Origin of the sequence: Phenylobacterium sp., assembly GCF_046291545.1 — a bacterium.
Lineage (GTDB): Bacteria > Pseudomonadota > Alphaproteobacteria > Caulobacterales > Caulobacteraceae > Phenylobacterium.
The window spans coordinates 1-25,314 of the sequence record NZ_JBKBSM010000001.1; the positions used below are offsets into that span (position 1 = coordinate 1).

29 protein-coding genes and 1 pseudogene are annotated in these 25,314 nt (G+C 70.7%); 15 read left to right on the forward strand and 15 right to left on the reverse strand.

Annotated elements, in window-relative coordinates; translation table 11 throughout:
• The 6 genes and pseudogenes from ACK4YQ_RS00005 to ACK4YQ_RS00030 all read left to right on the forward strand — a co-directional run.
• A pseudogene (locus ACK4YQ_RS00005) lies at nucleotides 1-1,200 on the forward strand (chromosome segregation protein SMC); the annotation flags it as partial.
• A gap of 139 nt (nucleotides 1,201-1,339) precedes the next feature.
• Entirely contained in the window at nucleotides 1,340-1,705 is a 366-nt protein-coding gene (locus ACK4YQ_RS00010) for an AtpZ/AtpI family protein (protein ID WP_409606989.1), read from the forward strand.
• A 15-nt stretch (nucleotides 1,706-1,720) separates the two neighbouring features.
• Nucleotides 1,721-2,506 (forward strand): F0F1 ATP synthase subunit A, encoded by a 786-nt coding sequence (locus ACK4YQ_RS00015; RefSeq protein WP_409606991.1) that lies wholly within the window; start codon nucleotides 1,721-1,723, stop codon nucleotides 2,504-2,506.
• 49 nt (nucleotides 2,507-2,555) lie between these two features.
• Nucleotides 2,556-2,780 carry a F0F1 ATP synthase subunit C gene (locus ACK4YQ_RS00020; RefSeq protein ID WP_409606993.1) on the forward strand — a complete coding sequence of 75 codons (225 nt, stop codon included), beginning with the start codon at nucleotides 2,556-2,558 and terminating at the stop codon, nucleotides 2,778-2,780.
• A 67-nt stretch (nucleotides 2,781-2,847) separates the two neighbouring features.
• Nucleotides 2,848-3,420 (forward strand): hypothetical protein, encoded by a 573-nt coding sequence (locus ACK4YQ_RS00025; protein ID WP_409606995.1) that lies wholly within the window; start codon nucleotides 2,848-2,850, stop codon nucleotides 3,418-3,420.
• Nucleotides 3,420-3,923, forward strand: coding sequence for a F0F1 ATP synthase subunit B (locus tag ACK4YQ_RS00030; protein WP_409606997.1), 504 nt, complete (start codon nucleotides 3,420-3,422; stop codon nucleotides 3,921-3,923). The genes ACK4YQ_RS00025 and ACK4YQ_RS00030 overlap by 1 nt, the downstream gene beginning before the upstream one ends.
• Nucleotides 3,924-4,038: 115 nt before the next feature.
• Here ACK4YQ_RS00030 and ACK4YQ_RS00035 read toward each other — a convergent pair whose 3' ends face one another.
• From ACK4YQ_RS00035 to ACK4YQ_RS00060, 6 genes are all read right to left on the reverse strand, one after another.
• The gene (locus ACK4YQ_RS00035; RefSeq protein ID WP_409609481.1) at nucleotides 4,039-4,425 is read right to left on the reverse strand and encodes a PGPGW domain-containing protein; all 387 of its coding nucleotides are present in this window, start codon (nucleotides 4,423-4,425) and stop codon (nucleotides 4,039-4,041) included.
• Between the two features lie 264 nt (nucleotides 4,426-4,689).
• Nucleotides 4,690-5,628 carry an ornithine carbamoyltransferase gene (argF, locus tag ACK4YQ_RS00040; protein WP_409606999.1) on the reverse strand — a complete coding sequence of 313 codons (939 nt, stop codon included), beginning with the start codon at nucleotides 5,626-5,628 and terminating at the stop codon, nucleotides 4,690-4,692.
• Between the two features lie 113 nt (nucleotides 5,629-5,741).
• Nucleotides 5,742-6,917 carry an aspartate aminotransferase family protein gene (locus ACK4YQ_RS00045; protein WP_409609483.1) on the reverse strand — a complete coding sequence of 392 codons (1,176 nt, stop codon included), beginning with the start codon at nucleotides 6,915-6,917 and terminating at the stop codon, nucleotides 5,742-5,744.
• Between the two features lie 166 nt (nucleotides 6,918-7,083).
• Nucleotides 7,084-7,590, reverse strand: coding sequence for a hypothetical protein (locus ACK4YQ_RS00050; RefSeq protein ID WP_409607001.1), 507 nt, complete (start codon nucleotides 7,588-7,590; stop codon nucleotides 7,084-7,086).
• Between the two features lie 4 nt (nucleotides 7,591-7,594).
• A complete protein-coding gene (locus ACK4YQ_RS00055) occupies nucleotides 7,595-8,239 on the reverse strand; it encodes a TetR/AcrR family transcriptional regulator (protein ID WP_409607003.1) in 645 nt (214 codons plus the stop codon).
• 102 nt (nucleotides 8,240-8,341) lie between these two features.
• On the reverse strand, nucleotides 8,342-9,157 hold the full coding sequence (locus ACK4YQ_RS00060) for an ABC transporter permease (protein WP_409609485.1): 816 nt from the start codon (nucleotides 9,155-9,157) through the stop codon (nucleotides 8,342-8,344).
• Nucleotides 9,158-9,416: 259 nt separating this feature from the next.
• On the opposite strand from ACK4YQ_RS00060, the gene ACK4YQ_RS00065 reads away from it, so the two are divergent.
• Nucleotides 9,417-9,926, forward strand: a complete 510-nt coding sequence (locus ACK4YQ_RS00065; protein ID WP_409607005.1) for a GcrA family cell cycle regulator — start codon at nucleotides 9,417-9,419, stop codon at nucleotides 9,924-9,926.
• 74 nt (nucleotides 9,927-10,000) lie between these two features.
• Here the strand turns inward: ACK4YQ_RS00065 and ACK4YQ_RS00070 are convergent, their stop codons facing one another.
• Nucleotides 10,001-10,963 carry an alpha/beta fold hydrolase gene (locus ACK4YQ_RS00070; protein WP_409607007.1) on the reverse strand — a complete coding sequence of 321 codons (963 nt, stop codon included), beginning with the start codon at nucleotides 10,961-10,963 and terminating at the stop codon, nucleotides 10,001-10,003.
• 147 nt (nucleotides 10,964-11,110) lie between these two features.
• Between ACK4YQ_RS00070 and ACK4YQ_RS00075 the strand changes: the two genes are divergently transcribed.
• The 4 genes from ACK4YQ_RS00075 to ACK4YQ_RS00090 are packed head-to-tail and all read left to right on the forward strand — an operon-like array spanning nucleotide 11,111 to nucleotide 13,836.
• Nucleotides 11,111-11,542, forward strand: coding sequence for a MarR family winged helix-turn-helix transcriptional regulator (locus tag ACK4YQ_RS00075; protein ID WP_409607009.1), 432 nt, complete (start codon nucleotides 11,111-11,113; stop codon nucleotides 11,540-11,542).
• A 43-nt stretch (nucleotides 11,543-11,585) separates the two neighbouring features.
• The gene (locus ACK4YQ_RS00080) at nucleotides 11,586-12,095 is read left to right on the forward strand and encodes a DUF1993 domain-containing protein (protein WP_409607011.1); all 510 of its coding nucleotides are present in this window, start codon (nucleotides 11,586-11,588) and stop codon (nucleotides 12,093-12,095) included.
• 49 nt (nucleotides 12,096-12,144) lie between these two features.
• Entirely contained in the window at nucleotides 12,145-13,584 is a 1,440-nt protein-coding gene (gene xseA, locus ACK4YQ_RS00085) for an exodeoxyribonuclease VII large subunit (protein WP_409607013.1), read from the forward strand.
• Between the two features lie 27 nt (nucleotides 13,585-13,611).
• Nucleotides 13,612-13,836, forward strand: a complete 225-nt coding sequence (locus ACK4YQ_RS00090) for a DUF2093 domain-containing protein (protein ID WP_409607015.1) — start codon at nucleotides 13,612-13,614, stop codon at nucleotides 13,834-13,836.
• A gap of 7 nt (nucleotides 13,837-13,843) precedes the next feature.
• Here the strand turns inward: ACK4YQ_RS00090 and ACK4YQ_RS00095 are convergent, their stop codons facing one another.
• On the reverse strand, nucleotides 13,844-15,553 hold the full coding sequence (locus ACK4YQ_RS00095) for an ATP-binding protein (protein ID WP_409607017.1): 1,710 nt from the start codon (nucleotides 15,551-15,553) through the stop codon (nucleotides 13,844-13,846).
• 96 nt (nucleotides 15,554-15,649) lie between these two features.
• A complete protein-coding gene (locus ACK4YQ_RS00100; protein WP_409607019.1) occupies nucleotides 15,650-16,564 on the reverse strand; it encodes a lysophospholipid acyltransferase family protein in 915 nt (304 codons plus the stop codon).
• Nucleotides 16,565-16,702: 138 nt separating this feature from the next.
• Between ACK4YQ_RS00100 and ACK4YQ_RS00105 the strand changes: the two genes are divergently transcribed.
• Nucleotides 16,703-17,101 carry a helix-turn-helix domain-containing protein gene (locus tag ACK4YQ_RS00105; protein ID WP_409609487.1) on the forward strand — a complete coding sequence of 133 codons (399 nt, stop codon included), beginning with the start codon at nucleotides 16,703-16,705 and terminating at the stop codon, nucleotides 17,099-17,101.
• Nucleotides 17,102-17,158: 57 nt separating this feature from the next.
• A complete protein-coding gene (hisN, locus tag ACK4YQ_RS00110) occupies nucleotides 17,159-17,980 on the forward strand; it encodes a histidinol-phosphatase (protein WP_409607021.1) in 822 nt (273 codons plus the stop codon).
• Between the two features lie 4 nt (nucleotides 17,981-17,984).
• On the opposite strand, the gene ACK4YQ_RS00115 is transcribed toward hisN, so the two are convergent.
• Both ACK4YQ_RS00115 and ACK4YQ_RS00120 read right to left on the reverse strand, forming a co-directional pair.
• On the reverse strand, nucleotides 17,985-18,938 hold the full coding sequence (locus ACK4YQ_RS00115) for an alpha/beta fold hydrolase (protein WP_409607023.1): 954 nt from the start codon (nucleotides 18,936-18,938) through the stop codon (nucleotides 17,985-17,987).
• Nucleotides 18,939-18,948: 10 nt separating this feature from the next.
• Nucleotides 18,949-19,257, reverse strand: a complete 309-nt coding sequence (locus ACK4YQ_RS00120; protein WP_409607025.1) for an SCP2 sterol-binding domain-containing protein — start codon at nucleotides 19,255-19,257, stop codon at nucleotides 18,949-18,951.
• 138 nt (nucleotides 19,258-19,395) lie between these two features.
• Between ACK4YQ_RS00120 and ACK4YQ_RS00125 the strand changes: the two genes are divergently transcribed.
• Nucleotides 19,396-20,007: an MSMEG_1061 family FMN-dependent PPOX-type flavoprotein gene (locus ACK4YQ_RS00125; RefSeq protein ID WP_409607027.1), complete on the forward strand. Its 612-nt coding sequence runs from the start codon at nucleotides 19,396-19,398 to the stop codon at nucleotides 20,005-20,007.
• 18 nt (nucleotides 20,008-20,025) lie between these two features.
• On the opposite strand, the gene ACK4YQ_RS00130 is transcribed toward ACK4YQ_RS00125, so the two are convergent.
• Both ACK4YQ_RS00130 and ACK4YQ_RS00135 read right to left on the reverse strand, forming a co-directional pair.
• Nucleotides 20,026-20,952: a class I SAM-dependent methyltransferase gene (locus ACK4YQ_RS00130; protein ID WP_409607029.1), complete on the reverse strand. Its 927-nt coding sequence runs from the start codon at nucleotides 20,950-20,952 to the stop codon at nucleotides 20,026-20,028.
• Nucleotides 20,953-21,019: 67 nt separating this feature from the next.
• Nucleotides 21,020-21,880: a class I SAM-dependent methyltransferase gene (locus tag ACK4YQ_RS00135; RefSeq protein WP_409607031.1), complete on the reverse strand. Its 861-nt coding sequence runs from the start codon at nucleotides 21,878-21,880 to the stop codon at nucleotides 21,020-21,022.
• 255 nt (nucleotides 21,881-22,135) lie between these two features.
• Between ACK4YQ_RS00135 and ACK4YQ_RS00140 the strand changes: the two genes are divergently transcribed.
• The gene (locus ACK4YQ_RS00140; RefSeq protein ID WP_409607033.1) at nucleotides 22,136-22,591 is read left to right on the forward strand and encodes an Hsp20 family protein; all 456 of its coding nucleotides are present in this window, start codon (nucleotides 22,136-22,138) and stop codon (nucleotides 22,589-22,591) included.
• Between the two features lie 65 nt (nucleotides 22,592-22,656).
• On the opposite strand, the gene ACK4YQ_RS00145 is transcribed toward ACK4YQ_RS00140, so the two are convergent.
• Nucleotides 22,657-23,916 carry a pentapeptide repeat-containing protein gene (locus tag ACK4YQ_RS00145; RefSeq protein ID WP_409607035.1) on the reverse strand — a complete coding sequence of 420 codons (1,260 nt, stop codon included), beginning with the start codon at nucleotides 23,914-23,916 and terminating at the stop codon, nucleotides 22,657-22,659.
• A gap of 71 nt (nucleotides 23,917-23,987) precedes the next feature.
• Entirely contained in the window at nucleotides 23,988-25,247 is a 1,260-nt protein-coding gene (locus ACK4YQ_RS00150; RefSeq protein WP_409607037.1) for a pentapeptide repeat-containing protein, read from the reverse strand.
• Nucleotides 25,248-25,314 lie beyond the last annotated feature (67 nt).

Sequence of the window (25,314 nt, forward strand, 5' to 3'; positions counted from 1 at the left end):
GCGGCCGCCGGACCCGCGCGGGACGCCGCTGCGGCCGCCCGCGCGGCCCTGGACGTGGAGACCCGCGAGCGCGACGGGCGGTCCCGGCGGCTGGCGGGCCGGCGCCGGGACCGCGACGACTGGACGCGCCGCGCCCAGTCCGCCGCCCGCCGCCTGGACGAGCTCGCCCAGGCGCGGACAAAGGTGCAGGCTGAACTGGACGCGGCCCGGGACGCCCCGGCCGCCCTGGCCGAGCGGCGCGATCGGCTGATGGACGAACTGGCCCAGGCGGAGGCGCGCCGCGCCCAGGCGGGCGACGCCTTCCAGGCGGCCGAAGCGGCCCGGGCGGAGGCCGACCGTGCGGTCCGCGCGGCCGAGGCCGCGGCGGGCGAGGCGCGGGAACGGCGCGCGGGGCTGGAAGCCAAGCTCGAAGCCGCCCGCGAGCGCCTGGTGGAGATCACAACCCAGATCCGCGAGACGGCGCGAATCGAGCCGGAACAGCTCGCGCGGCGGCTGGCGGACGAGGCGGTGGCGATTCCCAAGGAGGCCGGCGGCGTCGAGGCCCACCTCTACGCCCTGGAACGCCAGCGCGATTCGATCGGGGCGGTGAACCTGCGCGCCGAGGAAGAAGCCGGCGAGCACGCCCAGCGCCTCGAGACCATGCAGACCGAGCGCGCCGACCTGACCGGCGCCATCGCCCGGCTCCGCGAAGGCATCGACGAACTCAACGGCGAGGGCCGCGAGCGGCTGCTGGCGGCGTTCGAGGTGATCAACGACCACTTCCGCACCCTTTTCTCGGCGCTGTTCGAAGGCGGCCAGGCGGAGCTGCGGCTGGTCGAATCGGACGATCCGCTCGAGGCGGGGCTGGAGATCTACGCCTGCCCGCCCGGCAAGCGGCTGGCGACCATGAGCCTGATGAGCGGCGGCGAGCAGGCCCTGACGGCGGCGGCTCTGATCTTCGCGGTGTTCCTGTCGCAGCCGGCGCCGATCTGCGTGCTGGACGAGGTCGACGCGCCGCTGGACGACGCCAACGTCGACCGCTTCTGCAACATGCTGGACGAGATGCGCCGGCGCACCCACACCCGGTTCATCACCATCACCCACAACCCGGTGACCATGGCCCGGATGGACCGCCTGTTCGGCGTGACCATGGGCGAGCGGGGCGTCTCGCAACTGGTCTCGGTGGACCTGCGCCAGGCCGAAGCCATGGCCGCGCAATAGGCGTCGCCGCTCAAATCGCCGAATTTTTCTTGAAAAACAAGGCTTTATTAGGCGTCCGCCTAGCCTTGACGCACCGCACCCGCCCCTATAGGTTCCGCGCGACTTTCAGCCCCGGCTGCGGCGGCGACGGCGCGGTCGCATGACCTCCCGACGCATGACGCAACCGGACGAACCGCGCGACGAGGCGCTAAGACGCCTCGACCAGAGGGCGGACGCGCTCGAGGCGCGGACGGCTCGGGCGACGCAGGAGCACGGCGCCAAGGCGGCCAGCTACGGCTATCGCCTGATCGGGGTGCTCATCGGCGGCGTGTTCGTGGGGCTGGGGCTCGGCGCGGCGATCGACGTGATCGCCAAGACCGCGCCGTGGGGGATGATCGCCGGGGTCCTTCTGGGCTTTGGCGTTTCAATTTGGATGGCCGTTCGTTCGGCCCAGCAGATGACCGCCGAGGCGGCGCGGGAGTGGGGCCCAGTCCGGGACCTGCCCCTCGACGACGAGGAAGATTGAGGAGTTCGAGCCGGCATGGCCAGCCCGATGCACCAGTTCGAGATCCAGCCGGTTCTCACCCTGCCGACGGTGAACGTACCGGGGATCGGCGCGATCGACCTGTCCATCAACAATTCGATCATGGCGATGCTGATCGCCGCGACCATCGTGGTGGTGTTCTTCGCCATCACCACGTCCAAGGCCGCCATCGTGCCGGGCCGCGGACAGGTGATCGCCGAGAGCATCTTCAGCTACATCGACGATCTGGCCACGAGCATCATCGGCCATGAGGGCCGCAGCTTCTTCCCCTACGTGTTCACGATCTTCCTGTTCATCCTGGCGATGAACATGCTGGGCCTGTTCCTGGTGTTCACGGCGACCTCGCAGCTGGCGGTGACCGCCACCCTGGCCGTCATGACCATCGCGCTGGTCATCATCGTCGGCGTGATCCGCAACGGCGGGGCGATGTACAAGCTGTTCGTGCCGTCGGGCGTGCCCTGGTACATGCTGATCCTGGTCACGCCGATCGAGATCATCTCCTTCCTGCTGCGGCCGGTGACCCTGGCCCTTCGTCTCTTCGGCAACATGCTGGGCGGCCACGTGGCCCTGAAGGTGTTCGCCGGCTTCGTCGTCTCGCTGGGCGCCATGGCGGCGGCCGGCGGCGTGGGCCTGCTGGGCCTGCCGGGCGCGGCCCTGTCGCTGGGCGGCGTCGTGGCCCTGACGGCGCTGGAGTTCCTGGTGGCCTTCCTGCAGGCCTTCGTCTTCGCGGTTCTGACGTGCGTCTATCTGAACGACGTGGTCAACCTCGGCCATCACCACTGATCGGCCGGTCAATCCTCAACATCTCAACTTCCAAACGGGACTGAAAATCATGGAAGCGGAAGCGGCTAAGTACATCGGCGCGGGTCTCGCCACCCTCGGCATGATCGGCGCTGGCATCGGCGTGGGCACCATCTTCGGGCACTTCCTGAACGGCGCCACCCGCAACCCCTCGGCCGCCGGCGGCCAATTCACCAACCTGATCCTCGGCGCGGCTCTGACCGAAGCTCTGGGCATCCTGGCCTTCGTGCTCGGCCTGCTCATCCTCTTCAGCTAAGCCACGATCCGCAGTCCCGGGGGCGCGCCCGCGCGCCGCCCGCCTGCCTTGAGGACGTCTAAGCCTTATGGCCGTCGAGACTCACACGCCTGCCGCCGGTCACGGCGAAGCAGGGACGACCGCCGAAGTCGCCGCCCACGGCGGCGGCGAAGGCGGGCTGCCGCAGTTCCAGTTCCAATACTGGGGCGGCCAGATCGTCTGGCTGCTGCTGATCTTCGCGGTGCTCTACACCTTGATCGCCAAGGTGTTCACCCCGCGGCTGCGCAACATCCTGGACACCCGCGCCAAGACCATCGCCGACGCCGTCGAACAGGCGCGCACGGTGCAGGCCGAAGCCGAGGCCCAGGCCAAGGCCGCGCAGGCCGAGGTCGACGAAGCCCGCGCCCAGGCGCGCCAGCTCGCGGCCGAAGCCAAGGCCAAGGCCGCCGCGGAGCTGGCCAAGAGCCAGGCCGCCGAGGACGAACGGCTGAAGGGCCAGATGGCCGAAGCCGAAGCCCGCATCCGTGAGCTGCGCGACGCCGCCATGGCCAATGTCGAGGCGATCGCCGCCGACACGGCCCAGGCCATCGTCGAGAAGCTGACCGGCGAGAAGGCGAACGCCGCGGACATCTCCGCCGCCCTCGCCAAAGGAGCCGCCTGATGCCCGCCTTCCTGAACCCCGCCGAGGCTGAAGCCTGGGTCGGCGCGGGCCTTCTGATCTTCCTGGCCATCGTGATCTTCGTGGCCAAGGCGCCGCGGGCGATCGCCGAAGCCCTGGACGCCAAGACGGCCAAGATCCAGGCCGACCTGGACGAGGCCGCCCGCATCCGCGAGGAAGCCCAGCGCCTGCTGTCCGAGCTGAAGGCCGAGCGCGCCGAGGCCGAACGCCAGGCCAAGGACATGCTGGCCGCCGCCGAGGCGGAGGCCCGCCGCTACGAGGTCGAGGCCAAGGCCAAGCTCGAGGAGAGCCTGGCCCGGCGTCAGCAGATCGCCGAGCGCAAGATCGCCAGCGCCGAGGCCCAGGCCGCGGCCGAGGTGAAGGCCGCCGCCGCCGAGCTGGCGGCCGGGGCCGCCGAGGCCGTGCTGACCAAGCGCATCGCCGCCGCGACCAGCGATCCGCAGGTCGACGCGGCGATCCAGCAGCTCGCCACCCGCCTGCAATAGCCGGCGGACCGGTCGGACGAAAACGATCAGGGCCGGCGCCAGATCCTGGCGCCGGCCCTTCGCTTTTCCGCTCGCTTGTTCGGGGGATGGCGGGCGTCGCCGCCGGGTGAAACGGTCAGACCGCGCGGCGACGGAAGCGCCGGCGGGTGCGCACGGCGAAACGATACTTGCGCGGCACGATCAGCCGTTCGACGCGAAGAACCTGCTGCCAGGCGACCTGAACCACTTCCGGCTCCCGGCGCAGCAGCCGACGGATCGGGAAGACGACCCGCGGGTGGGCCCGCTGGAAGCGCACGAACTGGCGGCGCGCCTTGAACGAATTGCGCAGCACGATCATCAGGCCGACCACCACGACGGGCAGGCCCATGGGACCGGGCAACGGCGCGATCAGCACGCCGGCCAGCACGATCACCAGCCCCAGGACCACCAGCAGGGCGCGCACAATGCGACCGCCGACATCACGGGCGATGTCTGCAGAGGCGTGGCGGCGCGCGCGCGGCATGGATAGGGCGTGGGTCACGGGACATTCAACCTGGGATCGCGCACACGCGGCCATTCGGGGGAGGCCGGCCGCCGTGCACGGTTCAGATATGTAAACCCGCAATGGAGTCGTAAAGACGCGCGGCGGGTTAAATCTTCTCCACGCGCCGCTATTCGAGGCGGGCGCGGCGCGGGCGCCACAGTAGCGAGCGCCACGGCCACGCTCCCCTTTACCGGGTGTTCAGCATAAGCCTTCCACCGGCGGTCAGCGTTCCGGCCCCGTCCCTCAGCCGATGGCCCCGAAGCACCAGGCCAGGATCGACTTCTGCGCGTGAATGCGGTTCTCGGCCTCGTCGAAGATGGTGCTCCGCGGCCCGTCGATCACCTCCTCGGCGACCTCCTCGCCACGGTGGGCGGGAAGGTCGTGCATGAAGATGGCGTGGGGCGCGGCCAGGTCCATCAGCGCCGAATCGACCTGATAGGGCTCCAGCGCCTGGAGCCGGGCCTCGCGGTCGGTGTCGCCCATCGAAACCCAGGTGTCGGTGATCACCGCATCGGCGCCCTCGACCGCCTCACGCGGGTCCTCGGTCAGGAACACGCGCCCCTGGCGCTCGGCCGTGCGCGCCAAGTCGACCCGATCCGGGGCGTAGGCCTTGGGACTGGCGATCCGCAGCTCGAAATTGAACGCCGCCGCCGCATGGATGAAGCTGGAGCAGACGTTGTTGCCGTCGCCCACCCAGGCCAGCCGGCGGCCCTCGATCGAGCCGAAGCGCTCCTCAATGGTCAGGAAGTTGGCGAGGATCTGGCAGGGATGGCTCTTGTCGGTCAGGCCGTTGATCACCGGCACGCTCGAGGCGGCGGCGAAGGCCTCGACGTCCTCGTGGCGGTCGGCGCGGATCATCACCGCATCGACCATGCGCGACAGGACCCGGGCGGTGTCCTCGATGGTCTCGCCCCGGCCGAGCTGCATGTCGGCGGCCGTGGAGATGATCACGTCGCCGCCGAGCTGGCGCATGGCCGCGTCGAAGGAGAACCGTGTCCGCGTCGAATTCTTCTGGAAAATCATGGCCAAGGTGCGTTCGGCGGCCGGGGCGTCGGCGTCGCGGCGCCCCTGCGGCCAGCCCTTGCGGGCGGCCTTGCGCGCCTTGGCGTCGTCCAGGATCAGCCGCAGCTCGTGCGGCTGCAGCCGCCAGAGATCGAGAAAGTGTCTGGGGAAAGAGGTCACGGGGGGGTTCCCATCAGCTCCGCTCGCCCCGGCCAGGACCGGGGTCCAGGTTCAGCCTGAGAGCGAGGTGTCCTTGATCTGGATCCCGGATTTCGCCGGGATGAGCGGGTGGTTCAGGCGGCGGCCTTGGCCTTGGCTCGCGCCGCCTCGCAGGCGCGCTCGAGCTTCTCGACGGCTTCGCGCGCCTCCTCCAGGGTGAGGGTCAGCGGCGGCAGGAGACGTACGCAGTTGTCGCCGCCGCCAGCGATCAGCAGGCGCTCGTCGCGGGCGTGCTGCATGAACTCGCGATTCGGGGTGGCGAGCTTGACGCCGATCAGCAGACCCTTGCCGCGGATGTCGACCACCACGTCGGGGAAGCGCTCCTTCAGGCCGGAGAGCTGCTGCGTGAAGTAGCCGGCGACGGCGCGCACGTGGGCCAGGAGCTCTGGGCTGTTCAGCTCCTCCATGGCGGCCAGGCCGACGGCCATGGCCAGCGGATTGCCGCCGTAGGTCGACCCGTGCGAGCCCACCGTCATGCCCGACCCGGCCTCGGCGGTGGCCAGGCAGGCGCCGACCGGGAAGCCGCCGCCCAGGGCCTTGGCCACGGCCATGATGTCGGGGGCGACGTCGGCCCACTCGTGGGCGAACAGCTTGCCCGTCCGACCCAGGCCGCACTGGATCTCGTCGAAGATCAGCAGGGCGCCGGCCTCGTCGCAGATCTGGCGCATGGCCTTCAGTTCGGCCTCGGATAGGGAGCGAGCGCCGCCCTCCCCCTGCACCGGCTCGACGATCACCGCGGCGGTGGTGGGCCCGACCAGGGCCTTCAGCGCGTCCAGGTCGCCGAACGGCGCCTGGAGGAAGCCCGGCATGCGCGGGCCGAATCCTTCCAGATAGGCGGCGTTGCCCGAGGCGTTGACCGCCGCCAGGGTGCGGCCGTGGAAGGAGCCGTCGAAGCCGATGATGTCGATCCGCTCGGGGTTTCCCTTGGCCCAGTGATACTTGCGCGCCGTCTTGATGGCGCACTCGATGGCTTCGGTTCCGGAATTGGTGAAGAACACCACGTCGGCGAAGGTGGCGTCGGTCAGCACCTTGGCCAGCTTTTCCTGGCCCGGGATCGTGAAGATGTTGGAGACGTGCCAGAGCTTCTCGGCCTGGTCCTTCACCGCCTGCACCAGCTTGGGGTGCGAATGGCCGAGCGCGTTCACCGCGATGCCGGCCATGCAGTCGAGGTAGGCCTCGCCGTCGGTGGTGAAGAGGCGCGCGCCCTCGCCTCGCTCGAACGCCAGCGGGGTGCGGTTGTACACGCCCATGATGTGGTCGCTGGGAACGGGCTGGCTTTGCGTCGCCGTCTTTTCAGTCACCGGAGGAGCCCTCCAAAAGAGAAGCGTCCCCGCCGCTGAGCGACGGGGACCGGAAGGCCCGACGTTTTCAGGTCTGAACGGCGATCTGTCAATGACCGCCGCCCGCCGCCGCGGCTCAGGCGGGCGCGCCCATGAACATGCCGGCGGCGACTTCGGGGTTGTAGAAGGCGAGGTAGCGCCGCGTGCCCTCCGGCGGCAGCACCTCCACCAGGGTGCGGTTGTCGACCCACACCTCGACCAGGTCGAACACCCCGCCGCGGTCGCAGTGGACGGCCCGCCAGCCCTGGGCGCGGGCGAGCTCGATGATCTGCGCGGCGGACAGGGCGCTGGTGATCGCCACGTGCATGCCGTTGGGGGACTCGGCGTCTCCGTCCTGGCGGATCTGGGTCTCCCAGGGCATGACCACCGGCCCGCCGAGCGCCTCGCCGGCCTCGCCCTCGCCCATGTGATGGGCGGTGGCGGCGGGCACCACCTCGACCCCCGTGCCCGATCCGTCGCGGGCGATGGCGACCCAGGCCCCCGGAACCACGGGAAAGGGCATCACGGCGCCGTCGATCAGCCGCCCGAAGAGCTCCGCGGTCGCCTGGGGGTCGCGGGCGGGAATGGAGAAGTGAGCGATCATCGGTCTAGTCCTTGGCAGGGCCGTCCCCGGACGCCCGGGGCCTGATGGGCGCCGAGCCGCGGGCGTGCAGATCGGCCAGAAGGGTTTCGATGGCCCAGCCGGCGGCCTCGGCGGCCGCCTTGCCCGTGACGTTCCACTGCTCGCGCAGGGAGAGCCACGTATAGGCCGAATAGAGAAGCTGGATGACGCCGGCGGCCTTGGCCTTGTCCTCGGGCGAGAGATCGCGCGTGGCCTCAGCCAGGGCGTCGAGGAATGCGTGGCGGCGCAGCTCATTGAGGCTGCCGCGCATCTCGCGGCCGTGCTCGGTGGTGATGGCGGCGGTGATGTGGGCCGGCGCGGCGTCGAAGGTGGCGAACAGCGGTCCGACCTTGTCCAGGATCTCGGCCTCGCTCTCCGGCATGCCGACATTGGCGCCGTTGCGCTGGTTCAGATGCTCCCACAGGCCGCGCAGCAGAAGCTCGCGGCTGGGAAAGTGGCGGTAGACCGTCACCTCCGTCACCCCGGCCCGCTGGGCCACGGCGCGGTTGGTCGCCGCCTCGATCCGCCCATCCTCGGCCAGGATGTCCGCCATGGCCGCGACGATGCGCTCGCGGGTGGCTTCGGCCTGTTCCTGCCGCAGCCGGGAATTGTATGTACGCGTCTCTGACATGATGTAAGTACGTATTACATCAATTTAGGGCATGCAACACGAAAAAGGCCCTCCCCGGTCGGGAAGGGCCTTGTCGCGGACCGGGGCCGGCGCTCGGACGGCTCAGGTCTTCAGCTTGTAGCCGGTCTCGAACATCCACAGGCACAGGAAGGTGAAGGCCACGATGATCCCGGCGGTCATGCCGACGCCCGTGATCAGCGAGCCCTCGGCGTGGCCGATGAAGCCGTAGCGGAAGCCGTCGATCAGATAGAAGAAGGGGTTGAAATGGCTGGCCGAGCGGAACGGCTCGGGCAGGCGGTCGACCAGGTAGAAGGTCCCCGACAGGAAGGTCATCGGCATGATGACGAAGTTGGTGACCGCGGCCATGTGGTCGAACTTCTCGGCCCAGAGGCCGGCCATGATCCCCAGCAGCCCCAGAATGAGCGCCGCCCCGATACCGAAGTAGAGCACGGCCCAGATATGGGTGACCGGCAGGTGGGCGAACGGCAGCACCGCCGCCCAGGTCACCGCCCCCACGAGCACGCCGCGGGTGGCCGCGCCAAGGGCGAAGGCGCTGACGTGCTCGATCGGGGTGAGCGGCGGGGTGAGGAAGTCGCCGATCAGGCCGTTGAACTTGGCCTGCAGCAGGCTGGAGGACGAATTGGCGAAGGCGTTGTTCAGGATCGACATCATGATCAGGCCCGGCGCCACGAAGGTGGCGAAGGCCGTGCCGTGCACGGGCGGCGCCGCGCCCCGCACGGCCACGACGAAGACCATCATGTAGAGCAGGGCCGTGACCACCGGGGCCGCCAGCGTCTGGGTGCCGACCTTCCAGAATCGGCGGACCTCGCGCAGGTAGAGCGTGGAGAAGCCGGCCCAGTTGAACCCCTGGTAGTCCCGCGGCTGCGGTGGAACCACCGCCTCGGACTGCGGATTCAGGGGGATGTCGGCGGATTGCACGGCGGCGAGTTCGGTCATGGACCGTGATGTGCGCCTAAGCACGCTCGGCCGCAAGGGTGCGGCTTTACGACCCAACATGTAGTTCCTGTGGACGAAGGAGCGGGCGCCTATTGTGGTCATTAAGGAAGAGTTTACGATATCTAGTGGTTGGTGGAGGCCAGCGTTGCTAGGCGCCACAAGATGTTGATCCGGGCGCGAACGGGGCCGCCGGGTCGACTTGGAGCGGTGGGAGGCTGACATGGGTTGGACGGACGAACGGGTCGAAACGCTCAAGAAGCTCTGGCAGGACGGGCTGTCCGCAAGCCAGATCGCCAAGCAACTTGGAGGGGTGACCCGCAACGCCGTGATCGGCAAGGTCCACCGGCTGGGCCTGTCCGGCCGCGCCGCGCCCTCGAAGCCCGCCCGCCCCGCGTTCAAGGCGCCGCGTCCGCACCGGCCCGCGGCGGCCGCCCCGTCGGCGCCGCGCCGCATCGCCGAGCCCGCGCCGACGCCGATGTCGGCGCCCACCCCGCCGCCGGTCCGCTACGCCGAGGAGGCGCCCGGCTCGGCCACGGTGCTGACGCTGGGGGCGCACATGTGCAAGTGGCCGATCGGCGATCCGGCCTCGGAAGGCTTCACCTTCTGCGGCCGCCGCGCGACCGACGGCCCCTACTGCGTCGAGCACGCCCGGGTCGCCTATCAGCCCGCCCAGGCCAAGAAGAAGTCCGGCGCCAACGAACTGGCCCGCTCGCTGCGCCGCTACATCTAAGCTGCCAGTCTGCGGACAAGGCGAGAAACGCCCGCCGTGAACGGCGGGCGTTTGCTTTTGGCGAGCCGCCGTCTTCAGCTCCTGAAGAAGGCCAGCAGGTCCCGGTTGATCGTCTCCGGATGGGTCGTGCACATGCCGTGCGGAAGCCCGGGATAGGTCTTCAGGGTTCCGCGCTTCAGGAGCTTGATCGACTTGAGCGCGGAATCGGCGATGGGCACGAGCTGGTCGTCTTCGCCGTGCAGCACCAGGACCGGGACATCGATGGCCTTGAGGTCCTCGGTGAAGTCGGTTTCCGAGAAGGCCTTGATGCAGTCGTAGTGGGCCTTGGCCCCGCCCATCATCCCCTGGCGCCACCAGTTGTTGATCACCCCCTGGTCGATCTTCGCGCCCGGACGGTTGAAGCCGTAGAAGGGCCCGCTCGGCACGTCGAGGAAGAACTGCGCGCGGTTGGCCGCCAGGGCGGCGCGGAAGCCGTCGAACACCTCCAGGGGCAGGCCGTTCGGGTTGGCGTCGGTCTTGAGCATGATCGGCGGCACCGCCCCGATGAGCACCGCCTTGGCGACCCGACCGCCGCCGCCGTACCTAGCGACGTAGCGCGCGACCTCGCCGCCGCCGGTGGAGTGGCCGACGTGGATGGCGTTCTTCAGATCCAGATGCTTGGCCAGTGCGGCCACGTCGGCGGCGTAGGTGTCCATTTCGTTGCCGACTGCACTCTGGCTGGAGCGGCCGTGGCCGCGCCGGTCGTGGGCGATCACGCGGTAGCCCTGGGAGAGGAAGAACAGCATCTGGGCGTCCCAGTCGTCCGCCGTCAGCGGCCAGCCGTGGTGGAAGACGATCGGCTGCCCGGTCCCCCAGTCCTTATAGTAGATCTGCGTCCCGTCGGCGGTGGTCAGCACCCCGCTGCCGGGCTTCGCCGGTTGCGGCGGCGCGGCCGCAGCCGATGAGTTGCTTGCGACGGACGCGGCCGAGGCGACGACGGCGCCCAGGCCCGCGGTCATCACGCCGCGGCGGGAGGCCTCGGTGTTCGACTGGTTCATATCGATCTCCGCTATTTGATATCGCGATAATGTTTATCGCGATCCCCCGCTACCACCCCTCCGAAACGCTGTCCATGGAATTCGTTATCGCGATATGCATTATCTTGCTATCTAACCGCTTCGACCATCCACCCGCGAGTGAGCCCGGTGCCGCTACCCCTGGACAATCAGCTCTGTTTCACCCTCTACGCCACCAGCATGGCCATCATCCGGACCTACAAGCCGATGCTGGACGAGATGGGCATCACCTATCCGCAGTACCTGGTGCTCAACGTGCTGGGCGAGACCGACGGGGCGACCGTCGGCGCGATCGCACAGCGGCTGTACCTGGAATCGAGCACCGTCACGCCGCCGGTGAAGCGGCTGGAGCAGGCGGGGCTTGTGGTGCGCCAGCGCAGCCAGCTCGACGAGCGGCAGGTCCAGGTTCGGCTGACCGACGCCGGCCGCGCGCTCCTGGCGCGCAGCGACTGCCTGGGAGCGACGCTGATCGCCCGCTCCGGCAAGACGCTCGAGCAGCTCGACGCCCTGAACGAAGAGGTTCGATCGCTGCGCGCCGCGCTCGGCGAAAGACTCGGCTGAGCGCTTCGCCTAAGAGGCCACAGCAAGCACCCGGGAGGAACCAATGGCCGCTAGCCTGTTCACGTTCGTCGACCTGTTCTCGCGCCAGGCCGGGACCGCGTCGCACCTGCTGGACAAGGGCGTCGAGTTCGCCGCGCTCAACGGGGTCAGCGAGCGCGAGATGCTGGGCTGGCGCCTGATCGAGGACATGGCGCCGCTGAGCTTCCAGATCATGGTGGTCGCCAACTTCACGCGCCTGTGGCCCGCGCGCGTCGCCGGCCTGCCGCCGCCGGCCGAGGTGGGCGACGACCTGGACGTGGCCGGCTACCAGGCGGTGTTGGCCGACGCCCGCGCCTTTCTGGCCGGTCTGACGCCGGAGCAGTTCGCCGGGCGCGACGAGGTTCCGCTGACCTTCCAGATCGGCCCCGGCATGGAGCCCACCCTGCCCGCCGCCCAATGGCTGACGGTGTTCGCCACCACCAACCTCTATTTCCACCTGTCCACCGCCTACGGGATCCTGCGCTCCAAGGGCGCGCCCATCGGCAAGGTCGATCTGTTCGCCACCGGGCTTTGAGGCCGCGCCAGCCATTGGGTTTCGCCGCGACCCTCGCTAGGGTCGCCCTATGAGCGACGCCGCGCCCGAAGCCGCCGAATCGAACGCCCGGCCCTACTCCGTCTCCGAGCTGGCCTTCGCCCTGAAGCGCACGCTGGAGGACGCCTACGGCTTCGTGCGCCTGCGCGGCGAACTGTCCAAGGTGACCTTTCATTCCAACGGCCACGTCTACCTGACGCTGAAGGACGAGCGCGCGGCCCTGGACGGCGTGGTGTGGAAGGGTTCGGTCCGCGGACTGAAGGTTCGTCCCGAACAGGGGCTCGAGGTGGTGGTCACCGGCAAGATCACCACCTATCCCGCCGGCTCGCGCTATCAGATCGTCATCGAGACCATGGAGGCCGCCGGCGTCGGCGCGCTCCTGGCGCAGCTCGAGCGGCTGAAGGCGCGACTTGCCGAAGAGGGACTCTTCGCGCCGGAACGCAAGGCGCCGATCCCGACCATGCCGGCGGTGGTGGGCGTGGTGACCAGTCCCACCGGGGCGGTGATCCGCGACATCCTGCACCGCATCCGCGACCGCTGGCCCTGCCGCGTGATCGTCTGGCCGGTGGTGGTCCAGGGCGACCAGGCGGCCGCCCAGGTCTGCGCCGCGGTGGAGGGCTTCAACGCCCTGGCGCCGGACGGGCCGGTTCCCCGCCCCGACGTCATCATCGTCGCCCGCGGCGGCGGCTCGGTGGAGGACCTGTGGCCGTTCAACGACGAGCGGCTGGCGCGCACGGTGGCCGCCTCGGCCATCCCGCTGATCTCGGCCGTGGGCCACGAGACCGACACCACCCTGATCGACTTCGTCTCCGATCGCCGCGCCCCGACGCCGACGGCGGCGGCGGAGATGGCGACGCCGGTGCTGGCCGAGCTGCGCGCCTATGTCTCCGACCTCGGGGCGCGCATGCACCGGTGCGGCGGCCGGGTGGTGGAGGACCGCCGCAGCCGCGTGCAGGCGGCCGACCGCGCCCTTTCCCGCGTGCCCGACCTGGTGGAGATGGCCGCCCAGCGCCTGGACATCGCCGCCGGGCGCCTCGGCGCGGCCCTGCACAAGAACGTCGCCGTCCACGAGCGCGAGATGGCGCGGGTCGCCTCGCGGCTGTCGCCGCTGCTGCTGCAGCGGCCCCAGCAGGTCCAGGCCGACCGCCTCAAGGCCGTCGCGGTGCGGCTGGAGCCGACCATCAGCCGCCAGCTCGACCGCTTCTCCGAACGGCTCTCGAACCTGTCGAAGCTGCATGCGGCGGTGAACCCCGACGCGCCCCTGAAGCGCGGCTTCGCCCGGGTGCACCGGGCGGACGGCGAGTTGGTGCGCGCCGCAGGCTCCCTCGCCTCGGGCGAGGCGGTGAGTCTGGTGTTCGCCGACGGTCCGCGCGGCGCGGTGATCGACGGCCAGGCCCAAACATCCGCGCCCAGGCCGCAGAAGTCGGCGCGCAAGGCTGATCCGGGCGCGACGCAGGGCGACCTGTTCTGACGCCGCGGGGCGCGCTACATAGCGGCCATGAACGCCCATGACCGCGACATGGCCGGCCCAGCCGGCGACCTCGCCGTGCTGCACTACGGCGACGGCGACTTCGCCGTGCTCAAGCCCGGCCGCCACGTGCGCTGCGCCGTTTCCGGCCGGCTGATCCCCCTGGAGGCCCTGCGCTACTGGAGCGCGACCCTGCAGGAAGCCTACGCCGGCCCCGACGAGGCCCTGGCTCGCTGGCGCGAGGCGCAGGGCTGAGCCGCCCTCAGGCGCGGGGCTCCACGCGCGAGAGCGCCTCGGCCAGCACCGCCGGGCTGATCGGCTTGGTCAGGTAGTCGTCGAAGCCCAGCCCGAGCAGGCGTTCGCGCGCGCCGGCCATGGCGTCGGCGGTGAGGGCCATGATCGGAACCTGCGGATCGCCCGCCTCGCCGCCGCGGATGCGCGCGGCGACCTCGACCCCGTCCATTCCCGGCATCTGGATGTCCATCAGCACCAGGTCGAAGGCGCGCTCGCGCAGCAGCGCCAGGGCCGCGGGCCCGTCCGCCTCCGCGTGGGGCGTGGCGCCGAGCGCCTCCAGGATCGCGGAGGCGACCGCCCGGTTGGTCGAGTTGTCGTCCACCACCAGGACGCGGAGCGGAGCGACCTGGGGCGGCGCCTCGGGCTCGGCCGGGAGAGGCGGCTCGACCGCCGCCAGCGGCAGACGCACCCGGAACTCCGATCCGCGGCCGGACTGCGTCTCGACCTCGATTTCGCCGCCCATCAGCCGCGCCAGGTCCTGGGAGATGGCCAGGCCCAGGCCGACCCCGCCGCCGCGGCGCGCACCGCCGGCCTCGGCGCCGCTGAAGCGCTGGAAGAGCGTGGCGCGCGCCGCCTCGTCCAGGCCAGGTCCGGTGTCGGCGACGGCCAGGACAACACCGCCCGGCGCCGGCGACAGGGTCAGGCGCACCTGCCCCGCCGCGGTGAACTTGATGGCGTTGGACAGAAGGTTGAACAGGATCTGACGCACGCGCACGGGATCGCCCGCCACCCAGGCCGGGGCGCCCTCCTCGACCCGGCAGGCCAGGTCCAGACCCTTCTCCGCCGCGGCCGGCCGCCAGAGCCTGCCGGCGGTGAAGACGACCTCATGCAGGTCGAACGGGGTCTCGACGATCTCCAGCTTGCCCGCCTCGATCCGCGCCAGGTCCAGGACGTCGTCCAGAAGCGCCATCAGCCCGTCGCCGGAGCGGATCAGGGTGCGCACATGATCCTGCTGGCTGGCGCTGAGGACGGTGGCCTCCAGCGCGTGGGCCATGCCCAGGACCCCGTTCATCGGGGTGCGAAGCTCGTGGCTCATCATCGCCAGGAAGGCCGACTTGGCCAGGCTGGCGGCCTCGGCGGCCTGCTTCTGCTCGGCGAGTTCGCGGCCGGCGGCGGCAAGCGAACGGGCCGAGGCCAGGTTGCGCCTCGCCAGGACCCAGCCATAGGCGGTGAAGGCCAGCATCCCGACCACGGTGATCGCCTGCTGCGGGCCTTCGAAGCGCGGCGCGATCACCGGCGCGGCGACCATGGCCACGGTGATCGGTCCGGTCAGGGCGATCAGCCCCAGGCGCGAGCGGAAGGCCTGGCTGACCCCGCCCAGAAAGACGCAGGCCCAGATGATGAAGGCGGTGAACGGCGCGCCAGGCGAGGGATCGGCCCAGAACAGCAGCGACAGCGCCACCCAGCACAGGTGCAGCGCCACGCCCGATACGAGATAGGCCAGACGGCGGCCCTGGCTGACCGGCGCGCCGCGGGCGAAGGGCCGGGTGACGATCCAGTTGATCGCCTCGCAGGCGGCCAGCGCCACGGCCCACGCGCCGCCCGTTCGCGGGCCGAGCAGCATGAGGACCAGGGGAACCACAACCAGGGCCGTGAGCAATCGCCCAGGTTGCAGCCTGTGGGACCCCGCCGCCACCTCATCGAAGCCGTCGTCAAATACGCGATCGACAGTACGCATCGAGCCCCCACTCGCGCGTGAACCTGCAGCGCGAACGAGAATAAAGCCTTAACGGGCATGTGCGGGGCGATTCGCGCGCAAGGCGAACCTGATCGGCTAGCTCGCCTTCCTGTAGACTTCATTGGGCCAGCGCTTGTGTACCCACCACCACTCGGCGGGCCGCTCGCGCACGCGCGCCTCGATGAAGGCGTTCACCTGGCGCACCCCGGCCTCGATGTCGGCGGAGCGGTCGTCGGTACGGGCAAGGCGTATCGGTTCGTGGACCACTACGCGGAACCGGGCCTTGTCCTTGCGCTGGACCGACATCGGCTGCAGCACTGTGTCGAAACGCAGGGCCAGGCGGGTGGGGCCAGGCGCGGTGTACGCGGTCAGGCCGAACAGCGGCGCGGCGACCCCGCCGTTGAACTTCTGATCGTTCATCAGGGCGACCGACTCGCCCCGCCTCATGCCCTCGAGGAGCTCGCGCGCTCCATCCCCGCCCTTAGGGGCGAACAGGGTCACGCCGTAACGCCGGCGCGTCGCCTTGATGCGGGCGTCGACGTAGGGGTTGTTGGTGGCGCGGTAGGTGATCTGGCAGGGAACGCCGGCCCGCAGGATGGCGGCGGGCATGATCTCGAAGCTGGAGAAGTGCCCCGAGATGAACACGACCGGCTCGCCGGAGGCGGCGATCCGGGCCAGGCGCTCGGCGCCCACCACCTCCACCCGGGCCGGATCGGCGATGATCTTGTCCAGGATCGGGAACTCCATCACCCAGCGGCCGAGCTGCGACCACTGCTGGCGCAGCAGTTCCTCGATCTCCTCGTCGGACGCCTGCGGAAAGGCGATGCGCAGGTTGATCCGGGCCACCCGGTGCGAACTGGTCAGCGGCCCCAGGCGCCGCAGGAGCCAGGCGCCGACGTCTGAGGCGGTGTCGATGGGCAGGGCGCGGACGAACAGGGTGAAGAGGTCGTAGGCGAACGCCTCGACGCGCCAAGCCAGGTTCTGGGCCAGGGAGGGCCGTGTGTCCGCCATGGCCCCTACTAGGGGCGGCGCCGGCGTGGCGCAATGCTGTCGCGGGCGAGCCCCGCTCGCTTGGAACGCGATTTGCCCGGTCGAGGTCGACCCGTCCCGCCTTGGGACGGCGTGGCGACTTAACCTTGTGAGGGGGCTCTGCGGCCCATGGGCAACGACATCGACGTTCATCTCGGCAAGCGCCTGCGCCGCCGCCGCCGTCTGCTGGGCCTGACCCAGCAGCAGCTGGCCGGCGCGTGCGGCGTGCGGTTCCAACAGATTCAGAAGTACGAGTGCGGCGCCAACCGCATCTCGGCGGCGCGCCTGTGGCAGCTGTCCGAGGCGCTGGAGGTGCCGGTGGGCTACTTCTACGACGGCCTGACCGACGCGGCCAAGCGCGAGCACGCCGCCAGCGAAGCCGGCGAGGCGGGCGGCGAGATGTTCGCCCGCAAGGAGACGCTGGACCTGATCCGCGCCTACTATCAGCTCGGCGAGCGTCCCCGCCGCCGGCTGCTGGACCTGGCCAAGTCGCTGAACGGCGACAGCGAGCAGGGCTGAACCCCCTCAGGCGACTGAGGGATTTCGCAACGGCCCACGGCGGGCTAGAGCAGGACCATGCTCGACGCCCGCCGCCTCGCCGACCTCGATTCCTTCGTCCTGGACCTCAACCGGGCCTCGGCCGAGGTGATTCTACCCCTCTTCCGCGCCGACCACGGCCTGGAGGACAAGGGCGGCGCCAGGGGGTTCGACCCGGTCACCGCCGCCGACCGCGGCGCTGAGGCCGCCATCCGAAAGCTGATCGCCGAGCGCTTCCCCGACCACGGCGTGGTGGGCGAGGAGTACGGCCGCGACCGCGACGACGCCGAGTTCGTCTGGGTGCTGGACCCGGTCGACGGCACGCGCGCCTTCATCGCCGGCCTGCCGGTCTGGACCACCCTCATCAGCCTGCGGCACGAAGGCCGGCCGGTGCTGGGCTCGATCGGCCAGCCCTACATCGGCGAGGTGTTCATCGGCCACGCCGGCGGATCGCGCCTGGTCAGCCGCGCGGGCGAGCGCGCGCTGAAGACGCGTACGGGCACGCCGCTGTCGCAGGCCATCATCCATTCCACCGACCCGTCGAGCTATTTCGAGCCGGGCGAGCGCGCCGCCTGGCGCGAGCTTGTCCAGCGCACGCGCCTGGCGCGGCTGGGCTGCGACGCCTACGCCTATGCGATGGTGGCGGCCGGAACCATGGACCTCGTGGCCGAGAGCCGCGTGTGCAAGTGCTGGGACATCGAGGTCGCCGTGCCCCTGATCACCGGCGCGGGCGGCGCCGTGAGCGACTGGGGAGGACGCGAGGTCGGCCTGGGCGGCGGCCAGATCGCCATGGCCGGCGACCAGGCGCTGCTGGACGAGGCGGTGGAGATCCTGAGCGAAGGCGCCCTGCCCCCCGGCTGAGCCGCTAGGGGGCGAGGCGCGCCGCCAGGGCGTCGAACTCGGCCCAGAACTGGGCGCGCAACTCGTCGGTCTCCATCAGGATCTCGTGGGCCGCGCCGCGGACGGCGACGAAGCGCCCCTGCGGCAGGGCCTCGGTCACAGCCTGCTGGGCTACGTTGTCGACCAGGGCGTCCTCGCCGGCCGAGCAGACGACCACGGGGATCTGCACGTCCTTCAGCGCCCCCGGCGCGGCGAGCGCGGCCGTGGCCCTGAACGCGAAGTCGAGCCAGCCCCAGGTCGGCGCGCCGAGCGCGAGGTCCTGGTAGGCTTCAATCTGGTCGTACTGGCGCGAAAAGCGCGCCGCATCATGGGTCAGGACATTGCCCTCGAAGGTGCGGTCGAAGGGCTTGCCCGGATCGTCGCGCACATAACGGCCGGCCCGGCCGGTCAGGCAGTGGGAAAGGGCCATGGCCTTGGCCACCGCCAGGGGCGTCTCGCCGGTCCGCACGCCGAACATCGGCGCCGACAGGATCGCGCCGGCGAAGCGCTCGGCCTGCCCCTTGGCCAGGGCCAGCAGGGTCAGGCACCCGCCCATCGAATGGCCGACGGCGGCCCAGGGCTTGGGCAGGCGCGGCTCGAACGCCTCCAGGAGGGCCGCGTAGTCGCGCAGGAACAGGTCGTAGCCGCGGGCGTGGCCCTTCAGCCGGTCCGGCAGAGCGCGATGCGAGAGCCCCTGGCCGCGCCAGTCGTGGACCAGGACGACGAAGCCGCGCTGGGTCAGCTCGCCGACGACCTCGAAGTATTTCTCGATGACCTCGGTCCGCCCGGGGCTCAGCACCACCGAACCGCGGGCCCGGCCTTCCGGCGCGAACAGCGCCGCACGAAGCCGCGCGCCGCCCGCACCGGTGAACCACTCGGCCGAGCCGCCAGGCGGGACGGGCGCAGACGCGACGGCGATCAGCGGAGCGGCTTCGGCCATGGCGGCCTCCTCAGGCCAGCTTGGAGAAAAGCGCCTGGATCTTCGGCTGCAGCGACAGCGCCAGGCCCATGTCGGACATGCGCAGACGGCCGGTCATGATCGCCTTCATCGGGTCGAGCTCGCGCTTGCCCATGGCGATCAGATCCTTGCGGCTGATCGAGACGGTGAGGTCGGCGGGGCGGTCCTCGTTGACCACCTGGGCGCCGTCCACATGGATGAAGCCTTCACCCTTGAGGTCCAGCTTGATGGTCTTGCCCAGGTCCGAGCCCTGCGCCACGGCGCTGCGAATCCGGTCCGTGAGCTCTTCCAACGTCGCCATGCCGCCCCCCGAAAGCCTGCGCGTGCAGATTGGCGTTTCGCGACGGCGAAGTAAACGGCCGCCGCCGGGCGGGTGACAGACGCGTGCGGGCGGGGCATAGTTGCGAACAAGTCGCAATATACGCCCTGGAGCCCGGTGATGAAGACCCTCGAACTGGCCGACCTCGACCGCCTCTACAAGGCGCCCGGCAAGCTGGTGCTGGACAAGGTGCTCGACCACGTCGACCGGCACGGGCGCGGCTTCGTCGCCCTGTCGCCCTTCTGCGTGGTCAGTTCGGCCGGCCCGGACGGTTCGATCGACGTGTCGCCCCGCGGCGGGGAGCCCGGCTTCGTCCATGTGAGCGAGGACGGACGCGCCCTGTTCCTGCCCGACCGGCCCGGCAACAATCGGCTGGACACCATCCGCAACCTGCTGGCCGGCCCCGGCCGCATCGGCCTGATGTTCCTGATTCCTGGCTTCGACGACGTCTATCGGGTGAACGGCCGCGCCGCGGCCACCGACGATGCGAACCTGCTCGGCCAGTTCGTCGAATTCGGCAAGACGCCCCGGCTGGTGCTGACCATCGCCGTCGAGGAGGCCTTCCTGCACTGTCCCAAGGCGATCATGCGCGGGCGGCTCTGGGACCCGCAGGCGCAGGTCCCGCGCGAGCGCCTCCCCTCGGGGGCGGAGATGGTCATGGACCAGCTCGGCCTCGGCAAGCCGCCGGTCAGCGACGAGCAGATCATCGAGAGCTACAGGACGCAGCTCTGAGCGGCCGGCCCCGCCGGGCTATTTCGCGGCCGGCGCCGCCGCGGCCGCCGGCTTGACGAAGCGCAGGGTCATGCGGTCGCTCTCGCCGATGGCGTCGTACTTGGCGTGGTCGAACGCCGGATCGTCCGGCTCGCCCCGCGGCGAGGAGCGTCGCACTGGCGGCAGGGTCCAGACCCCGAAGGGGTGGTCGCGGGTGTCCTTCGGATTGGCGTTGATCTCGCTGGCTTCCTCGAGGACGAAGCCCGCCTCCTGGGCCAGGCGGATCACATAGGCCTGCTGCACATAGCCGCTCTCGGCCAGGGCGTCCTGCACGCCGCCGGGCTCGGCCCTGTGCTCTTCGACGCCCAGGTATCCCCCCGGCTTCAGCGCCGCATAGGCGTCGGCGAAGGCCTTTTCGGCGATGCCCGCAGCCATCCAGTTGTGCAGGTTGCGCAGGAACAGCACCACGTCGGCCGACCCGGCCGGCGCCACCGGTCCGCTGGTGGGCCCGAAGGCGGTGATCTCCACCCGGCCGTAGAGCCGCGGCCGCGACTGCAGCTTCTGGCGGTAGGCCTCGACCACCTCGGCGGCGGCGGGGTCGGCCGGATTGTCGGTCTGAAGGTTGGCCGCATAGAGCTTGCCGCCGGTGGTGGCCAGGAACGGGGCCAGGATGTCGGTGTACCAGCCCGCGCCGGGCCAGAATTCGACCACCGTGTCGCCCGGGCTGACGCCCCAGAACTTCAGGCTCTCCACCGGATGGCGCCAGGGGTCGCGGGCTGCGTCGGCGGGGGCGCGCCATTCGCCGGCGACCGCGCCTTCCAGGGTGTTCGGCCGCCCGCCCGGCTTCTTCTTCGCGCCGGGCTCCTCGGACCGCGGCCCGCAGGCCGCCAGGCCGAGGACGCCGGCGACCACGCCGCGGCGGGAGAGCGCAAAGGCGCCGGGCGAGATGGGCTGAAGTCTGCTCATGGTCTCTCGATGTCCCCCAGGCGGTCCCCGACTAGCCCGACCGGCCGCGGCGGTCAAAACCGACGGCTCAGCCGGCCTTCACGAATCGCAGCGTCATACGGTCGCTCTCGCCGATGGCGTCGTATCGGGCGCGGTCGAAATCGGGAGCGGGATCCTTGCCGCGCTCGGCGCTCTGGCGGGTCGGCGGCAGGGTCCAGACACCGAAGGGATGGTCCTTGGTGTCCTTGGGGTTGGCGTTGATCTCCGACTGGTCCTGCAGCTTGAAGCCGGCCTTTTCGGCGGCGGCCACCACGGCGGCGGTTGAGACGTAGCCGTCGCGGGCTTCGGCGACCTGCGGGCGGGGGTCGGCGCGGTGCTCCTCAACGGCCAGCACGCCGCCCGGCTTCAGCACCGCGTGGAAGTCGGCCATGGCCTTGTCGAGCATGCCCTCCTGCCACATCCAATTGTGAATGTTGCGGGCGGTGATCACCATGTCGGCCGAGCCGGGCGCGCCCAGCGGCTTGGAGCTCGCGCCGAAGTTGGCGTAGGCGATCGTCCCGTACCTGGCGGGGTCGGCGAAGCGTGCCTCGAAGGCCGCCCGACCCTTGCGGGCGCCCTCGGAGAGCGAGGGGTTGTCCAGATCGGCGACGCCGGCGACGTAGCGGCCGTCCGTCGCCTTGGCGTAGGGCGCCAGGATCTCGGTCCAGTAGCCGCCGCCCGGCGAGATCTCCACCACCGTCAGCCCGGGCTTGAGGCCCCAGAACGTCAGGGTCTCATAGGGGTGGCGATGGGCGTCGCGGGCCACGTTCTCGGCCGTGCGCCCGGGGCTGGCGATGGCCGACTTCAGCGCGGCGTCCTCGTTGGCCAACGCGGGCGAGGACAGCGCCAGGGCGGCGCCCGCGGCCACGGCGGCGACGGCGGCGACGGCGGCGAACAGGTGTCGGGACATCTCTTGGCGCTCCTGAAAGCATGATCGGGGGGCGAGGCCGGCCTGGCCGGGGCGGCAGCCTCGCCGTTTCGGGACGGCCTGACAAGGCGCTCAGGTGGTGGGCGGCGCCCCCTCTTGAAACCCCGCCCATGGGCCCCATCTGAACCATCGAAGGCGCTGGACATCCGGGCCTTCCGAGCGCCACGCGAGGCCGGAACGGCTCGCGGACGGCTCGATCGGAACAACCTTGCTTATGTGAAGAAGGATGTGACTGACATGCGTACGATCGACTTCTCCCCCCTCTATCGCTCGGTCGTCGGGTTTGACCGCCTGGCCGGACTCCTCGAGTCCGCGGCCGCCGATGCGGCCACCGGCTATCCGCCCTACAACATCGAGCGCACCGCCGAGAACGAGTACCGCGTCGAGATCGCGGTCGCCGGGTTCCGGCCTGAAGAGCTGAACATCGAGGTCAAGGAGAACCTCCTGACCGTGCAGGGCCGCAAGGCCGCCAACGACGATCAGCGCCGCTACCTGCACCGCGGCCTGGCCGAGCGCAATTTCGAGCGCCGGTTCCAGCTGGCTGACTACGTGGTGGTCACCGACGCCCGGCTCGCCGACGGCCTGCTCTCGATCTCGCTGAAGCGCGAGCTTCCGGAATCGCTGAAGCCGCGCCGAATCGAGATCGCCACCGGCGAAAGCAAGCCGCTCATCGAAGGCGAAGCGGCCGCCTGATTCCCTCCAGGCAGCCTGCTCACTAAGGGGCGGCGCGGCGACGCGCCGCCCTTTTTCACGTCCGCTCAGTCCTCGTCGAGGCCGATGGCCAAGCTCGGGTCGGTGTCGCGCAGGCTGGCGCCCTTCAGCTTGGCGCCGGTGAAGTCGCAGCCGCGCAGATCGGCCCCGTCCAGCACCGCGCCGGAGAGGTCCGCGCCCGCCGCCAGGGCGTAGCGCAGGCGGGCCTGCTGCAGGGTGCCGGGGGCGGCGCGGTCGGCGCTGATCGGCAGCGGCCCCAGGATTGCGCCGCGCAGGTCGGCCTTGGTCAGGTTGGCCCCCGCCAGGCGGGCGCCGCGCAGGTCGGCGCCGGTGAGGATGGCGCCGCGCAGGTCCGCCCCCTCCAAGTTGGCGCCCTGCAGGTGGGCGCCGGACAGGTCCATGCCCACAAGCCGCGCCCCCCGCGCGCTCATGGCCGACAGGCGAAAGCCCCGCAGCCGCTGGTCGAGCGGGCGCAGGTCCTCGCCGTCCAGCCGCGCCGGCTGGCCGGGCTTGCCGCGGCACCACTCCTGATTGGCCTGGGCCTGGGCGTAGAGGTCCTCGACCCGGGCGAGGGCGGCGGCCGTGGGCTCGGCCAGGGCGCCGGTCAGGTTCGCGCCGCTGGTGCGGGCGGTCGACAGGTCCACCCCCGTCAGGACGGCGTCCGTCAGGTTGGCGTTCTCGAGATTTGCGCCGCCGATGTCGGCGCCGTCGAGGATCGCCCCTTCGAGGCAGGCTTCCTTGAGGTTGGCGCGCGACAGCTTGGCCCCGCGCAGGGAGCAGTCGGTGAGATCCACGGCGAACATCGAGGCGTCATGAAACTGCGAGCCGTCGAGGCTGGCGCCGGTGAAGTTGGCGTGGTCGAGCTGGCCCGGGCGGGCGTGATGCACCAGGGCGCTCAGGCCCTTGCTGGGATGCGGCACCGCGATCTGCCCGACGCGGAAGTCGGCTTCGGTCAGGTTCGCTTCGGCGAGGTTGGCGCCACGCAGGCAGCAGCCGCGCAGATCGGCGCGCATCAGGTTGGCCCGGCGCAGGTCGGCCTTGCGCAGGTCGCTGCCGAACAGGTTGGCGCGCTCCAGCTTGGCGCCGCTCAAGTTGGCCCCGTCGAAGATCGATGAGGACAGATCGGCGTCGGAGAGGTCGCGGCCCGACAAATCCACCCCCGTCAGGTCGATGAACCGCAGGCTCGCGCGGCGCCCGCCCGGCTTGCCGGCCAGGAAGCGCTCGTGCGCGGAGACGAACATCTCGATCTCCCCGGCCGAAAGGCGGCGGCGACCGGACAGGACGACGGCTGGCGCGGCGACGGACACGTGGCGGGCTCCTCCGAGACTGACCCTGCGGTAATACGCCGCAAGGGGCCACCGAACGGTTAAGAACGCTGTTATATCAGCCCGTCGAGCCCCCGAGCCCCGGCGCGCTTGGCGCGGGTGAGGTCGATCTGACGGAGTTGGGCGCCCCTGAAGTTGGCGCGCGACAGGTCGGCGTCGATCATCTGCGCCTGGCGCAGGTCGGCCCCGGAGAAGTCGGCGCCCTTCAGGTTCGCCCCGGTGAGGTTGCAGGGCATCACCCGGTCGGCCCCCAGCAGCAGCGGCCCCATCTGGGCTTCGCGCAGGTCCGCCCCGGCGAGCTTGGCGCCGACCAGGCGCGCGCCGCGCAGGTCGGCGCGCCGCAGGTTGCACGAGCGAAGGTCGGCGTTCTCCAGGTGCGCGCCCTGGAGCTGCACCCCCTCCATGTCCAGGCCGTAGAACACCGCGCCCTTGGCCGACAGCGCCGTCAGGTCGAAGCCGCGCACCGATTCCAGGGCGCGCAGGTCGGCCCCGTCGAAGGAGCTGGGCTTGCCCTCCGCCCCGCCGGTCTCGCACCAGCGCGCGTGCTCGCGGATCATCGTCTGGTAGGGCATGTCGGCGACGGCGGTCCCGGCCGGCTTGTCGGTGAGCACCCCTTCCATGTTGGCAGCGGTGACGTTCCACGACAGCGTCTTGGCGCCCACGAGCACCGCGTCCTGCAGGTCGGCGCCGGACAGGTCCGCGCCGGACAGGTCCGCCCCGGCCAGGTTGGCGCCGGTCATGTTGGCCTGCTTGAAGTTGGCCCGGATCAGCTTGGCGTCCTTCAGCGTCGCGTCGGTGAAGTCCGCCTTCACCGCCATGATGCCCGACAGGCGCGAGCGCTCCAGGTTCACCCCGGCCAGGATCGCGCCGTCGACCTCCCCGGCCCGGTTCAGGTGCTCCAGGATGCGCAGGCCCATCTGCTTGTCGGCGGCGGCGATCGCGCCCTCGCGCAGGTCGGCCTCGAACATGTCCGCGCCGGTCAGGTTCGCGCCGCGCAGGCACACGCCCCTCAGATCCGCCCGCCGCATGGACGCGTCGCGCAGGTCGGCGTTCTGCATGTCGGCGCCGAACAGGTTGGCGTGGTCGAAGCGCACGCCGCGCATGTTGCATCCGGCGAAGATCGCCCCGGTGCAGTCGGCGTCGCAGAGGTTGCGGCCCGTCAGGTCAAGGCCCGAGCAGTCCTTCCACGCCAGCACCGCCCGCGCCCCGCCCGGCTTGGAGGTCCACAGCCGGTCGTGACGTGCGCAGATCACGTCGAGCTCCGCCTGGGTGAGGCGCTGCGCGTTGGGGACCGGAACAGGGTTTACAGGCATTTTCGCGCGGGTTGCCGAAGAAGGTTCTCCGCAAGGCTAGCGCGCGGGGATTAACGGGGTGCTTCCG

Bases quoted from the DNA above. Each gene is read 5' to 3' on its own strand.
- ACK4YQ_RS00010 (WP_409606989.1), top strand. From the start codon at position 1,340: ATGACCTCCCGACGCATGACGCAACCGGACGAACCGCGCGACGAGGCG.
- ACK4YQ_RS00015 (WP_409606991.1), top strand. From the start codon at position 1,721: ATGGCCAGCCCGATGCACCAGTTCGAGATCCAGCCGGTTCTCACCCTG.
- ACK4YQ_RS00020 (WP_409606993.1), top strand. From the start codon at position 2,556: ATGGAAGCGGAAGCGGCTAAGTACATCGGCGCGGGTCTCGCCACCCTC.
- ACK4YQ_RS00025 (WP_409606995.1), top strand. From the start codon at position 2,848: ATGGCCGTCGAGACTCACACGCCTGCCGCCGGTCACGGCGAAGCAGGG.
- ACK4YQ_RS00030 (WP_409606997.1), top strand. From the start codon at position 3,420: ATGCCCGCCTTCCTGAACCCCGCCGAGGCTGAAGCCTGGGTCGGCGCG.
- ACK4YQ_RS00035 (WP_409609481.1), bottom strand. From the start codon at position 4,425: ATGCCGCGCGCGCGCCGCCACGCCTCTGCAGACATCGCCCGTGATGTC.
- ACK4YQ_RS00045 (WP_409609483.1), bottom strand. From the start codon at position 6,917: ATGGGCGTGTACAACCGCACCCCGCTGGCGTTCGAGCGAGGCGAGGGC.
- ACK4YQ_RS00050 (WP_409607001.1), bottom strand. From the start codon at position 7,590: ATGATCGCTCACTTCTCCATTCCCGCCCGCGACCCCCAGGCGACCGCG.
- ACK4YQ_RS00055 (WP_409607003.1), bottom strand. From the start codon at position 8,239: ATGTCAGAGACGCGTACATACAATTCCCGGCTGCGGCAGGAACAGGCC.
- ACK4YQ_RS00065 (WP_409607005.1), top strand. From the start codon at position 9,417: ATGGGTTGGACGGACGAACGGGTCGAAACGCTCAAGAAGCTCTGGCAG.
- ACK4YQ_RS00070 (WP_409607007.1), bottom strand. From the start codon at position 10,963: ATGAACCAGTCGAACACCGAGGCCTCCCGCCGCGGCGTGATGACCGCG.
- ACK4YQ_RS00080 (WP_409607011.1), top strand. From the start codon at position 11,586: ATGGCCGCTAGCCTGTTCACGTTCGTCGACCTGTTCTCGCGCCAGGCC.
- xseA (WP_409607013.1), top strand. From the start codon at position 12,145: ATGAGCGACGCCGCGCCCGAAGCCGCCGAATCGAACGCCCGGCCCTAC.
- ACK4YQ_RS00090 (WP_409607015.1), top strand. From the start codon at position 13,612: ATGAACGCCCATGACCGCGACATGGCCGGCCCAGCCGGCGACCTCGCC.
- ACK4YQ_RS00095 (WP_409607017.1), bottom strand. From the start codon at position 15,553: ATGCGTACTGTCGATCGCGTATTTGACGACGGCTTCGATGAGGTGGCG.
- ACK4YQ_RS00100 (WP_409607019.1), bottom strand. From the start codon at position 16,564: ATGGCGGACACACGGCCCTCCCTGGCCCAGAACCTGGCTTGGCGCGTC.
- hisN (WP_409607021.1), top strand. From the start codon at position 17,159: ATGCTCGACGCCCGCCGCCTCGCCGACCTCGATTCCTTCGTCCTGGAC.
- ACK4YQ_RS00115 (WP_409607023.1), bottom strand. From the start codon at position 18,938: ATGGCCGAAGCCGCTCCGCTGATCGCCGTCGCGTCTGCGCCCGTCCCG.
- ACK4YQ_RS00120 (WP_409607025.1), bottom strand. From the start codon at position 19,257: ATGGCGACGTTGGAAGAGCTCACGGACCGGATTCGCAGCGCCGTGGCG.
- ACK4YQ_RS00125 (WP_409607027.1), top strand. From the start codon at position 19,396: ATGAAGACCCTCGAACTGGCCGACCTCGACCGCCTCTACAAGGCGCCC.
- ACK4YQ_RS00130 (WP_409607029.1), bottom strand. From the start codon at position 20,952: ATGAGCAGACTTCAGCCCATCTCGCCCGGCGCCTTTGCGCTCTCCCGC.
- ACK4YQ_RS00135 (WP_409607031.1), bottom strand. From the start codon at position 21,880: ATGTCCCGACACCTGTTCGCCGCCGTCGCCGCCGTCGCCGCCGTGGCC.
- ACK4YQ_RS00140 (WP_409607033.1), top strand. From the start codon at position 22,136: ATGCGTACGATCGACTTCTCCCCCCTCTATCGCTCGGTCGTCGGGTTT.
- ACK4YQ_RS00150 (WP_409607037.1), bottom strand. From the start codon at position 25,247: ATGCCTGTAAACCCTGTTCCGGTCCCCAACGCGCAGCGCCTCACCCAG.